General features: G+C 64.3%; 9 protein-coding genes and 1 pseudogene. 2 read left to right on the forward strand and 8 right to left on the reverse strand.

Features of this window, described 5'->3' with window-relative positions:
* From AB4Z51_RS41615 to AB4Z51_RS41630, 4 genes are all read right to left on the reverse strand, one after another.
* A partial coding sequence (locus tag AB4Z51_RS41615; RefSeq protein WP_441499466.1) for a caspase family protein occupies window positions 1–2352 on the reverse strand: 2352 nt, incomplete at its 3' end.
* Between the two features lie 175 nt (window positions 2353–2527).
* On the reverse strand, window positions 2528–3283 hold the full coding sequence (locus tag AB4Z51_RS41620) for a carbonic anhydrase (RefSeq protein WP_135213817.1): 756 nt from the start codon (window positions 3281–3283) through the stop codon (window positions 2528–2530).
* Window positions 3284–3608: 325 nt separating this feature from the next.
* Window positions 3609–7112: a DNA polymerase III subunit alpha gene (gene dnaE, locus AB4Z51_RS41625; RefSeq protein WP_441499467.1), complete on the reverse strand. Its 3504-nt coding sequence runs from the start codon at window positions 7110–7112 to the stop codon at window positions 3609–3611.
* A gap of 472 nt (window positions 7113–7584) precedes the next feature.
* Window positions 7585–8304, reverse strand: a complete 720-nt coding sequence (locus tag AB4Z51_RS41630; RefSeq protein WP_063983028.1) for an outer membrane protein — start codon at window positions 8302–8304, stop codon at window positions 7585–7587.
* Window positions 8305–8558: 254 nt separating this feature from the next.
* Here AB4Z51_RS41630 and AB4Z51_RS41635 point away from each other — a divergent pair, with 254 nt between their 5' ends.
* On the forward strand, window positions 8559–8879 hold the full coding sequence (locus AB4Z51_RS41635; RefSeq protein WP_135213819.1) for a DUF3551 domain-containing protein: 321 nt from the start codon (window positions 8559–8561) through the stop codon (window positions 8877–8879).
* A 1-nt stretch (window position 8880) separates the two neighbouring features.
* The gene (locus tag AB4Z51_RS41640) at window positions 8881–9135 is read left to right on the forward strand and encodes a DUF3551 domain-containing protein (protein WP_135213820.1); all 255 of its coding nucleotides are present in this window, start codon (window positions 8881–8883) and stop codon (window positions 9133–9135) included.
* Window positions 9136–9224: 89 nt separating this feature from the next.
* Here AB4Z51_RS41640 and AB4Z51_RS41645 read toward each other — a convergent pair whose 3' ends face one another.
* The 4 genes and pseudogenes from AB4Z51_RS41645 to AB4Z51_RS41660 form a co-directional block, all read right to left on the reverse strand.
* Complete coding sequence (locus AB4Z51_RS41645) at window positions 9225–9875, reverse strand: hypothetical protein (RefSeq protein WP_135213821.1); 651 nt, start codon at window positions 9873–9875, stop codon at window positions 9225–9227.
* A gap of 29 nt (window positions 9876–9904) precedes the next feature.
* The gene (locus AB4Z51_RS41650; RefSeq protein ID WP_135213822.1) at window positions 9905–10465 is read right to left on the reverse strand and encodes a papain-like cysteine protease family protein; all 561 of its coding nucleotides are present in this window, start codon (window positions 10463–10465) and stop codon (window positions 9905–9907) included.
* Window positions 10466–10578: 113 nt separating this feature from the next.
* The gene (locus tag AB4Z51_RS41655) at window positions 10579–11415 is read right to left on the reverse strand and encodes a phosphatase PAP2 family protein (protein ID WP_441499468.1); all 837 of its coding nucleotides are present in this window, start codon (window positions 11413–11415) and stop codon (window positions 10579–10581) included.
* A 49-nt stretch (window positions 11416–11464) separates the two neighbouring features.
* Window positions 11465–12569, reverse strand: a pseudogene (locus AB4Z51_RS41660) (adenylate/guanylate cyclase domain-containing protein); the annotation flags it as partial.

The following is a 12569-nucleotide window of genomic DNA, read 5'->3' on the forward strand; positions in this document are numbered from 1 at the left end:
GGGTGGAGGTGCAGGCCGGGCCATGGGCGGAGGCGCCGGCCGTGCAACCGCCACAGGCGGAGCCGCGCGGGCCGGCGGAGGCGATGCGACATGCGGCGGCGATGCCGGACGAGCGACGGGCGGCGTCGGCCTCGCCACGGCCTGCGGCCGCGATGCTGGAGCTGACGGCGACGGCCGGGCGGCCTGCGCTGGAGGGGTCGCGGGCAAGTTCTGCGGTTTGACCAGCTCGCGCGCGGTCGAGGGCGGCGGCGTGACCGGCTTGCCCGTGGCGCCCGAGGGCGTGCCGGGCGGTGTGCCCGCAGCAGTTGGCGGCGCGACAGCCGGCTCGCGGGTTGCAGACTTGCCGCCAGCGGGCGCGCCACTGGGCGGGGTCTGAGCAACCGGCGGCTTCGGCGGTTGGCCGGGCGCAGCCGGGTTCGCGGTGGGCGCAACGGTCGTCGGAGTGCCGGCCGTTGGCGCGCCAGGATGGGACGGCAGCGTTGTGCCGGGCGCAGCCGTGGTCGGCGCCCCCGGATGCGTCGGCGGGGGCGCACCGGGTGCATTTGCCGTCGGCGCCAAGGGCCTGCCGCCAGGCGACGTCCCTGCCCCGGCCGGCGGCGCTGGCGGCCCGCCTTGGGCGCCGGGAACCGGCAGCGTGTTGGTCTGTGGCAGCCTGGTCGGCGGTGCGGCGGGGGGCGTGCCGGTCGGCGCGACATTGGCCGGCGTCCCTGGAGGTATCCCCGGCCTCGCCGTCGGCTGGACCGTCGCGCTCGGCGGCATCGGCGCCTTGCCCTGCTGGATCAGCGCGGCGCGCTGCGTAGCGGCTTGCGGCAACATTGGCGCTACCGGGTTGGCGCGGTCGGCAATCGCCGGCCTCAGATTGCCAGGCCCGGTCCCTCCTCCCGCTCCCACGGGCGGGGCGGGCGGCCGGTTGATCACGGTGTTGATGACCGTGGTGTTATGGATGTTGTTGAAGACGATGTTGTTCGGCGGCGGCGCGACATAGATCGGCGGCCTGACGAACACCGGGATCGGCACGAACATCGGCTGCGGCAGCACGAACAGGCCGACAACGGGCAGCGGTGGCTCGAGCACGACGAAATCCGGCGGCGGCGGCGGCAGATAATAGACCGGCGGCGGCGGTGGCGGCGCGAAGCCAAAATCAGGGTCGCTGAAGTACAGCACGGGACGGTCGACATAGACCACCTCCTCCGGCGGCGGGGGCGGCACGTCATAGTCGATCATCGCGAAGGTCGGCGGTGGCTCGGGCGGCGCGGTGAGAATCGCCAGACGCCGGCGCGCATCGGCCGCGTGCGGCCCGCGCGGATAGCGGCGCAGATAGGACCAATAGGCCTCAGGCGTATCGTTCCGGTAGGTCCGCCGCCAGGTGATCGCCTCGCGGCGCGCCGCGACGATCGCCATCACGCGCTTCGACAGCGGGTCACCCGGATAGGCCGCGAGAAACTCTTCATAGGCCGGCAGCGTGTCGCGCTCGAGCGCGGCCGCATAGGCGTCCTGCACGCCGAGATCGCGGATCGGCTTGTTGCGGAACGCGGCAACCTGGTCGGGCGCGGCCTCCGGCGGCGGCGCATCGGGCCCGCGCTCGAAGAACGAGAAGGGCGCCGATATCTTCGCCTCGTTCCAGGGCACCTGCGCGCCCTTGCTGGCCTCGTTGACGCGCAGACGGACGCGGTCGAACACCTCGGCGAGCGGCAGGCCGCCGGTACGGATCATCTCCGCCAGCGATTGCGCATAAATACCGTACGGGCCGGGCTCTTCCGGCGCGACCGTGCCGGGCGCGGCGTTGAAGGCGATCAGCATGTTCGGATCCGGCTCGACCAGCGCCAGTCCGCTCGCGATCTGCTGGCCGCCCTCGATGAAGGGCTGCGCGCGCGCCGCGTCGAGCACGACGATGTTGGCCTTGAGCGGAACAGAAGCGAGCTGGCGGGCGTAGTCGCTGATCCGCAGGCCTTCGGTCGGAATGTCGGTGTCGCGGGTGATGTTGGAATCGACCGGGATGAAATAGTTCTCGCCCGCGAGCTGCACGCCGTAGCCGGCAAGATAGATCATCGCGACGGTGCCGGGGCCCGAGGCCTGCGCCTTCTGGATGAAATCGCGAAGACTCTTGCGCAGCGTGTCGCCGTCGAGATCGCGCGCGCCGACCACGTCGAAGCCCGCCGCTTGCAGTGTCTGCGCGATCAGGCCGGCATCGTTCGCGGTCGTCGCCAGCGGCGACTTGGCGTAGGCGCCGTTGCCGACCACGAGCGCGATGCGCTTTTCCTGCTGCTGCGCGCGCGCCGGATCGGGCGCGGCCGCAGCGAACGCCAGGATCGGCAAGAGAAAACAGATGAAGGCCTTGTAGGTCCCACGCATGGCTTGCTTGCCCGCTATCGTTGTTGAGCTGCCACCGTACATGAGACGCGCGGCCGGCTGAATGGCTCTTGAACGAAAAGCGCGGATTGAGGCGGCGGCATGGCGCCCCCGCCCCGTCAAACCCCTGCGTCAGGCCCGCGTAAGCCTCGCGACCGCGCTGTGGCGCGAACCTCGCTCAGCCCTGCGCGATCAGATCGACTGTTCCCGTGGTGAGCCGGTAGATGCCACCGACGACCTTCAGCTTGCCCTGCTCCACGGCCGCATTGAGGATCGGCGCGGCCGATTTCAGCTTCGCGACGTTGTCGATCACGTTCTGCCGGATCGCCTTGTTGAGCACGTCCCCGCCCTGCTGCATCGCAGCCTTTGCGGCGGGCGCGATCGCATCGACCAGCGAGGGAATGTGGCCCGGCGGCGACGTGTTGTCCTTGATTGCCTTCAGCGTCGCATCGACCGCGCCGCAGGCATCATGGCCAAGCACCAGGATCAGCGGTGCGTTGAGCACGGCCACCGCATATTCCATGCTGGCAATGGTTTCGGTGCCGGCAAAATTTCCGGCGACGCGGCAGACGAAGAGATCCCCGCGGCCGCTGTCGAAGGCATATTCCGGCGCGATGCGCGAATCGGCGCAGCTCAGAACCGCCGCGAACGGATTCTGTCCACCGGCCAGCGCCTCGCGCTCGTGCTTGAAATCGTGGCGCCGCGCCACACCGTCGACATAGCGCGCATTGCCCTCCATCAGCCGCTTCAGCGATGCGTCGGGCGACAACACGTTCTGCGGCTTGGGTGGCTGCTTGGCCTCCTTTGCCAAGGCGCCGCTCGCGAAAGCTCCGCCGGCGAAGGCCATGCCGAACGCAGCGGCGCCAAACAGCATCGCGGATCGCCGCGACGGCGCGATGTCTCGATGCAGAGATTCAGAGCACTTGTCGCACATGTGACGTTTCCCCAGGTACAGTGGACGAATGGAAGCGTCGCGATGATAGGTGCATCGATGTRAAGAAATCACCAATGATAAATGATGCAACTGATGATTGCTGCAACGCGAACCATGTTGCAAAGCCGAAGCGATCGCTCGCCTCACGCGCAACAACCGCACAGAGCTGCGCCCACCTGCATATATTCGAGATCGGCTACTAAAGCATGATCCGGAAAAGGGCAGCAATTCTCACTCACCACAAACGCGGCACGCGTTTGTGGTGAGATCATACGCTAACGCCGATCCCAAGCGCGATGACGATTCTTCCGGATCTCATCGTGCTTTAGAGCTGCTGCACGTCCACGACGCCCGCGACCGCCTTGATCGCGCCGGCGATCTGCGGCGAGACCTTGAAGCGGCCGGGAAGCTTCATCTCGACCTCGGTCTCGAGGTCGAGCATCATCACCAGCGAGACCTCGCCGTCGCCGTTCGAGCGCGGCGCGATGCCGGGACTGCCGACTTTTGGCGCGGCGCCGTTCGAGGCCGCCATATCGGGTCCGGCCAGTCGCTTGGCGATCGACTCCAGCGGCTTGGTGTCGCGCACGAAGATGCGCAGGCCCTTCTGCGTCTTGGCGGCGGCGTCATCGAGCGGCTCGGCATGCAGCACGCGGGCACGGACGTCCTCGCCCTGCAATTCCGCGCCCAACTGGAGCAGCACGGCGGCGCCCGGCTCGAGCACATCGCGGTATTGCGCGAGGCCCTCGGAGAACAGCACCGCCTCGAAATGGCCCGTGGGATCAGACAGCCCCATGATGCCCATCTTGTTGCCGGTCTTGGTGCGCCGCTCCATGCGCGACACCACGGTGGCCGCGACCTTGCCGGCGGTGGCGCCGGTCTTCACCGCACGCGAGAACTCGGCCCAGCTCTGCACCCGCAGGCGCTTCAGGACCATCGCGTAATCGTCGAGCGGATGGCCCGACAGGAAGAATCCGATCGCGTCATATTCGCGGCGCAACCGCTCGGCCGGCAGCCAGGGCTCGATCTGCGGCAGCATGATGGTCGGCGCGTCCGCCGACATGCCGAACATGTCGTTCTGGCCGATGGTCTCGGCCTGATGCGCACGCTGGCAGGCGGCCAGGATCGAGTCCGCGCCGGCAAAAACCCGCGCCCTGTTCGGCTCCAGCGTGTCGAAGGCGCCGGCAGCGGCGAGGCTTTCGATGATGCGCTTGTTGATCGCGCGCGGATTGACCCGCGCGGCGAAGTCGGCGAGCGAGGTGAACAGCCCTCGCCTGGTCCGCTCCTCGATGATCTGCTCGATCGCCTGGATGCCGACGCCCTTGAGCGCGGCGAGCGCGTAGTAGATCGTCTTGTCACCGACCTCGAAGGTCGGGCCTGAGCGGTTGATGTTCGGCGGCTCGACCTTGATGCCGAGGCGCTGCGCCTCGGAACGGAATTCGGAGAGCTTGTCGGTGTTATTGAGATCGAGCGTCATCGACGCCGCGATGAACTCCACCGGGTAATGCGCCTTCATATAGGCGGTGTGGTAGGACACCAGCGCATAGGCCGCCGCGTGGCTCTTGTTGAAGCCGTAGTCGGCGAACTTTGCGAGCAGCTCGAAGATGGTCTCGGCCTGCCCCTTCGGCACGCCGTTCTTGACCGCGCCGGCGACGAAGATGTCGCGCTGCTTGTCCATCTCGGCGCGGATCTTCTTGCCCATGGCGCGGCGCAGCAGGTCGGCGTCGCCGAGCGAATAGCCCGACATGACCTGCGCGATCTGCATCACCTGTTCCTGGTAGATGATGACGCCGAAGGTCTCCTTCAGGATCGGCTCCAGCACCGGATGCAGATATTCCGGCTCCTCGTCGCCGTGCTTGCGCGAGCAATAGGTCGGGATGTTCGCCATCGGGCCCGGGCGATAGAGCGCGACCAGCGCGATGATGTCCTCGAAACGGTCGGGGCGCATGTCGACCAGCGCGCGCCGCATGCCCTGGCTTTCAACCTGGAACACGCCGACCACCTCGCCCCGCGCCAGCATCTGGTAGCTTTCGGCATCGTCGATCGGCAGCGTCGCGAGATCGATGTCGATGTTGCGCGGCTTCAGGAGCTTCACCGCGACGTCGAGCACGGTCAGCGTCTTCAGGCCGAGGAAGTCGAACTTCACGAGCCCGGCCGGCTCGACCCATTTCATGTTGAACTGGGTCACCGGCATGTCCGACTTGGGATCGCGGTACATCGGCACGAGTTCGCTCAAGGGGCGATCGCCGATCACGATGCCGGCCGCGTGCGTCGAGGCGTGGCGGGTCAGGCCTTCGAGGCGCTGCGCAATGTCGAAGGCGCGCGCCACCACCGGATCTTCATCGCGGAACGCCTGAAGCTTCGGCTCGCTCTCGATCGCGGTGGCCAACGTCACCGGCGCGGCCGGATTCTGCGGCACCAGCTTGGTCAGCTTGTCGACCTGGCCATAGGGCATCTGCAGCACCCGGCCGACGTCGCGCAGCACGCCGCGCGCCTGCAGCGTACCGAAGGTGATGATCTGCGCGACCTGGTCGCGACCGTAGCGCTCCTGGACATACCTGATCACCTCGCCGCGGCGGTCCTGGCAGAAATCGATGTCGAAGTCCGGCATCGAGACGCGTTCCGGATTGAGGAAGCGTTCGAACAGCAGGCCGAACTTGATCGGGTCGAGGTCGGTGATGGTCAGCGCCCAGGCGACCAGAGAGCCGGCGCCCGAACCGCGCCCCGGTCCGACCGGAATCCCTTGGCCCTTCGCCCATTTGATGAAGTCCGACACGATCAGGAAGTAGCCCGCGTACTTCATGCGCATAATGACGTCGAGCTCGAACGCCAGGCGCTTGCTGTAGTCCTCTTCCGTGGTGCCCTGCGACAGGCCGTGCACGCGCAGGCGGTTGGCGAGCCCCTCCTCCGCCTGCCGCTTCAGCTCGGCCGCCTCGACCGACGCGGCGTCGGAGCTTGCGGCGGCGCCGACGGTGAAGAACGGCAGGATCGGCTTGCGCGTCATCGGGCGGAACGAGCAGCGCTCGGCGATCTCCACCGTCGAGGCCAGCGCCTCCGGAATGTCGGCGAACAGCACTGCCATCTCGGCGCGGGTCTTGAAGCGGTGATCGGGTGTGAGCTGAACGCGATCGGTCTCGGCGATCAGCCGCCCGCCGGCAATGCAGAGCAGCGCATCGTGCGCCTCGTAATCGTCGTTCGAAGCGAAATACGGCTCGTTGGTCGCAACCAGCGGCAGGCCTTTTGCGTAGGCGATGTCGATCAGCCCGCTTTCGACGCGGCGCTCCTTGTCGATGTTGTGGCGCTGCAATTCGACATAGAGGCGATCGCCGAACAGGCCGGCGAGACGCTCGCAGCGCGTCGCCGCAATTTCGGCCTGCCCGCTGGCAAGCGCGAGCGAGATCGGCCCGTCAGGGCCGCCCGTGAGTGCGATCAAGCCTTCGGTCTCACCGTCGAACCAATCGAACTTGATGAACGGCGCGTGGCTGTCAGGCGATTCGAGGAACGCGCGCGAGTTCAGCCGCATCAGGCTGYGATAGCCGCGCTCCTGGGCCGCCAGCAGCACCACACGCGACGGCAGCAGCGCGTTGCGCGCGTTGGGATCCTGGTCGCCGAAATCGATCGCGAGCTCGCAGCCGACGATCGGCTGGATGCCGGAGCCCGCCATCTTGTCGGAGAACTCCAGCGCGCCGAACATGTTGTCGGTGTCAGTCAGCGCCAGTGCGGGCTGGTGGTCTTTCTTCGCAAGCTCGGCGAGCTTGGCGATCTTGATCGAGCCCTTGAGCAGCGAATAGGCCGAGTGAACGTGAAGGTGGACAAATCCGGCGCTCGGCATGGTCGCGTGACGGCCTCTTGCAGTGAGATGGAGCGGTCGCCGGCTCCAGGGGGATCATGAGGACATCTTCCGCCCACCCAGCCGACTCGCCTCACAATGGTGGGGCGTCACCGCTTCAGAGTCCACGCCGGAGCCACGAAACGGCCGCGTCGTCCCGCTTTTCCCCAAGGGCATGACCAAGGGGTCTGGCCAGCTGCGGCCTAGAGCTGCGGAATCACCTGCGCCCAGATTGCGATCATCCCGACGAACAGCGAGATCGAGGCGAGTGCGGCGGCTTCTTCCACGAAAATCCTGAACATGGCTTGCTCCATCACCAGAACGTATGAAGAACATTGTTCTCATTTCGTTCTTGAGAGTCAAGCCGTGTGAGCTCTCTCGAAAAGTGATGGTTAACTCGCTGAATTCACGCAACAAAAAAGCCCCGGCGCAAGGCCGGGGCTTTTCGACGATCGCTCGAAATGAGCGACCAGTCTCAGTAGCGACCGATCATCGGGCCGCCGAACTTGTAGTTCAGGCGGACGAGACCCATGTCGACGTCCTGGCGGATGCGCTCCGAGCCGGCGAAGCCAGCGAAGGTCACGTCCTTGTCGGACAGGAAGATGTGGTTGTACTCGACGCCAACCGACCAGTTCGGCGCGAAGCCGTACTCGAGGCCGGCACCGACCGTGCCACCCCAGCGGCTGTCGCTGGACGAGGAGAGCAGCGCGCCCGCCGTGCTGGAGATCTCGTACTTGTTGCTGACCACAGCCGCACCGCCCTTGACGTAGACCAGGACGTTGTTCCAGGCGTAGCCAACCTGACCGGTGATCAGACCGAACGCATCGATCTTGGTGCGGTTGCGGGTGGCGAACAGCGCGCTGGTGTTGTCGCCCGAGAAGTCAGCCCAGTTGCCCTGGCCTTCCACACCGAACACCCACTGGCCGGACTGCCAGCGATAGCCGATCTGACCACCGACCGTGCCGCCGGTCGCATCGTGCGAGCCTTCGCGGCCCACGCCAACGAAATCCCAGGTCGCGTGCGACGAACCGCCGCCGCCGTTGATGCCGATGTAGAAGCCGCTCCAGTCATAGACGGTCGCGATCATCGCGGGCGCCTTGGTGTAAGGCCGCGCAGCGAGGTCAGCAGCCAGCGCCGGCGCAGTCGCGCTCAGCGCGACAAGGCTCACAGCAGCAAGCAACAGATTCTTGTTCATTTGATTCCCGTTCCAGTTTCGTCGTTAGGCCCCCGGGCCGTAGGGCCGTCATATCAGCGCTCGACGGAATTGCTGTAACCCCGACGCAACAGTCGGGGCCAAAGGGCTGTGCTGCGTTAATGAATGTTTAGCAGCGCGCGCGCGAAACCCTTTGAAACAAGGGTTTTCATGAGTTCCAATGTCGACTACACGACGTATGTTGCATCTGTGCCTGGACATCTGATGCACGCACGATTGTGTGATTGGAGATTGAGATGCGCAGACAGATTGCCCTCCCCATTATCGCCACATTTTCGCTCGCAATCGCCACATTCGCGCTCACGCTGAGTGCAAGCACGCCCGCACGCGCATTCGGCACGCATCACGCGTTCTGCCTGACCGGCCAGGAATGGCCGGGGCTGAGCAATTGCACGTTCGACAGTTACGCACAGTGTCAGGCAAGCTCGTCGGGCCGCGCGCTGACCTGCATCGCGAATCCGTATTTCACGGGCCAGAGCGACGATCCCTACGCCTATCAGAATCGTCCGCGCGCCCAGACACCGGGCTATTCACCCGGCTACTACCCACCGCGCTGAGATGCGCAGCGCCCGCTTCGTGCTCGTCGCCACCGGCCTGCTCTTCTCGGGCGTGCCGGCGCACGCGCAGACCTACGATCCCAGCTATCCCGTCTGCATGCAGATCTACGGCCCGGTCGGCTATTTCGACTGCCGCTACACTTCGCTCGAACAGTGCAGATTTCTCGCCGTCGGCCGCTCCGCGAGCTGCGCCGTGAACCCGTACTTTCCGCAGAAGCGGTCAAAGGCTCCCCGGCGGCCGAAGCAGGCCGACTAGGCGTGCTCCCATGCCGGGACTTGCCAACTTTGACGCCCTTGCGAGCTTAACGCACTTGCGAGCTTTTCCATCCCGCCGACATTGCCCGCTCACCCCCTCGTCGCGTATTCGGAAGTTACTTTCCGAGCGAGGTCTTGCACGACAGCCAAGAACGCAGCCGACGCCATCGGCCGATACGGCTCCAAGGCCTGGTCCGAGGGCGGTAACGTCAGCAGCAGGTCCGCATCGCCATGACAATCTTGATAACCTTGCAGCCAGAGCGCTGTCACATGGACCGCCGGCACGGTGAGCAGGAAAGCCTCGAAGCGTCCTTCCCGAACTTCAGGAAGCTTCTCGGCACGACGGATCGCCTCCGACGTCGCTGCCACAAACGGCCCTTCGTTCAGGTCACCCAGTTCATACGTCGTCTCATACGTCGTCGCTGCCGACTTCACGATTGTCGCAGCAGCGATCGGCTCCTGTTCCTCTCCTCCACCATCATCAGCGGCGGTGCGCCGCTTCGCTTCAATCACAAGAAATCTCCAATTGCCTAGCTTCGCAGCCGCTCTGAGTTTGTCTGCGCGACGGATCTTGCCAAAAGCCAGATAGGCAATGCGATGCGGCAGGGAAATGAAGACCGCGTCACGGTTGGCAGTGGAAAGCCTTGATCGCGGGAATTTCGGGTTGCCCACCCGGCTGGCCACCGCTCGCTTCACAGCTACGACCGCAGCCGCCGGAGGATCGCTGGGATGAATTGCCATCTTTTCTCTCCTTTCGCGGTGGCGAGGTTCTAGACCGGGGGCTTGGTGAAGTAAGTGTCCGTCCAGACACCTTTGGCGTCCTGATAGTTTGAGCAAAATCGATTAAACTGGATCTCTGGTGTTAGGCCGAAAAGGGGATCCTCAATGACCAGGCTGTCGGTATCCTCCAGATATCCGACGATCGCGACGAAGTGCGCCGGTCCCTCCTCATCTTCGTCTCCCGACCAGACCGTGCGAACACAAATGGGTCGCCCTGCACTGATCTCCTGCTGCACCTCCATTCGTGTCGCTCGTTGGTCGAGGGCCAACACGGCGAGGCAGCGGACTCGATTGAGCGGTGATCCGAGAGAATGCGTCACATCGAATTCCAGACCCGGCGTGCCGCAAGGGAAATCACAGCAATCATGCCGGTTCAATTCGAGGTCGGCGATGCGGCACTGCGTGAAAGTACTGGTCTCGTCGTAATAGCCCGAGATGCTGGAAGCGACGGCTGCCCAGCACCAATTGATGTGACACTGATGTTGCATCGTGAAATCTGGCGCCAACTGAATCCGTGTCCTTTCGATGACGGAAATTTCTTCCATACCCATTGCAATACCTCGTGGTTGAGATCGATTGGTCCAACTTCAATTCCTTGTGGCCGTGCGGAGCGCATCCTTGCAAAATCCAAGGATGCGATCTCGGCTGCGGCATTAGGCACTGTTCAATGCTCTTGTATTGCCGCCTCGGTCACCGCATGGAAGGTGCTGCATTGCTGGAGGTACGGAAACACGGCTTCAGCAATGGCCTTCCCGGCAGCCGTGTCACTCGGGTAGTGGACGCCAGCGATCTCGCGATTCTTCCCGATCCGCGCGGCCAGCGCCCTCAGTGCACTCTTGGCACCGGGGATAATCTCTCCCAGCGCCAGTGCCATCAGATGACTCTCCAGCGAATGTCCGCTCGGATAGGAGGCGTGCCAGGGCGACGCGACCATTGGGAAAAGCGCCGGACACACCTGTTGCGGCCGCCCGCGATTGAACCTGAGCTTGTAGTAGACGGCGACCATCAGTCCAACATGATCGGCCATCTCCAGAATCTTGATCGTATTTGGATGCGCCGACGGCGAAAGCATGAGGACCTGCGCAAAATAGCCGACAAGCCTCACGTCCTGATCGACGATCTCATCTGCCAACCTCTTGCGACGATCCATCGATGCCCCAAGCAGTTCATCGATCTCCCCGAAAATGACATCGTGATCCGTTGGCGGGCCGGCGACAGTGATGGTTTGCCAATCGGTCCTGGCAAATTCGAGCAATGCGATCTGGGCAAAAAAGTCAGGGCGCCAGGCAGACAGCGGGAATGTCGCCCCGTAATTCAAGCTACCGGGCAGGACTCCGACGAAACTCTCGAAGATCGGGAAAGGACGCGGGGGAATTCCACCACCAACGTAACCGCCGCTGACTGCGCCGTTTCCGCCACCACCGCCGCCACCGCCACCGCCGCCGCCGCCGCCACCACCGCCGCCGCCACCACCACCGCCTCCTCCTGCAACACCAGGCATTGTGCTCTCCATCGAGGGGCTAATAATTTGAACCGGGCTCCTGGCCCCATCAATCCGGCAACCCAGCTGCTCCTAATCGCTCGACATACAAAGACCCCTGGGGCTCTTTGAACGGACAACGGCGCGCATAGTCCGATACCCTGAAGCCGGGCAGGATGTTCTTATGGTGCTGCGAAACCTGCCGCGCTTCCTCCAGGCGACCAACCGCGACGAGGCTTGCGGCGAGGACGCGCGCGGCGTTTCCAAAACGCGGGCTGAGGGTCAAAGACTTCTTCGACCAGCGAATGGCATCGTCAAACGTTCCGTTCAGATAATGATTTTGGCCGAGCAGGCAGAAATTGAAAAAGGCCTGTTGGCCAAGTGGTGAAAGCCGGATGGCGCGCTCCGCACGGGCGATTCCGGTTGAAGCATCGCCGATGAACCCGGGGGTCCCGCTCCCGAACACCCATGCCCACGAATTGCTGGGGGATATGGCAAGAGCCCGCTCACACAGGTCCAATCCGCTGTCGTAGTCACGAAAGAACATGCTCTTGCCGTGCCCCTGTATCGCGAGCGCGAGAGCATTTTGCGGGTCTCTTTCGATGGCACAATTGGACAGCCGGATCACGTCGGCCGAATCCGCATCGAAATCCGACGACCACCCCTCCGCGATCTTGAAATTGTGCCACTTCGCAGCGAACGCGTACGGCGCCGCGTATTCGGGGTCTTCCTCGCTGGCTTTCTCGAGCAGCCCTTTGGCGCGCGAGAAGCTCGCGAAATCGAATTTGTAGAGCAGCTCAAGCGCCCGCAGGAGATAGTCATACGCATTGAGGCTCTTCGGCGGCTTTCGCAGCGCCCGCTTGATCTCTGCGCGACGCACATAGGCGGCGATCTTCTCAACGACACCAATGGCGATCTCGTCCTGGACTTCGAAAACGTCCGCGAGGTCCGTGTCGTATTTCTCGGCCCACACCACGGAGCCAGTCGCAACATCGACCAGCTCGACCGAAAACCGGAATCGCTTGCCCGATCGGCGAACGTGACCGCTGACGTAATAGCGAACGCCAAGCTTCTCGCCGATTTCGACGGGATCGATCTCGCGCTGACGAAACGGCATCGTCGACCCGCGAGACACCACCAGGAGCTCCTGAATATTACTCAGGCTGACAATGATG

The organism is Bradyrhizobium sp. 2TAF36, from assembly GCF_052114925.1.
GTDB lineage: Bacteria > Pseudomonadota > Alphaproteobacteria > Rhizobiales > Xanthobacteraceae > Bradyrhizobium > Bradyrhizobium barranii.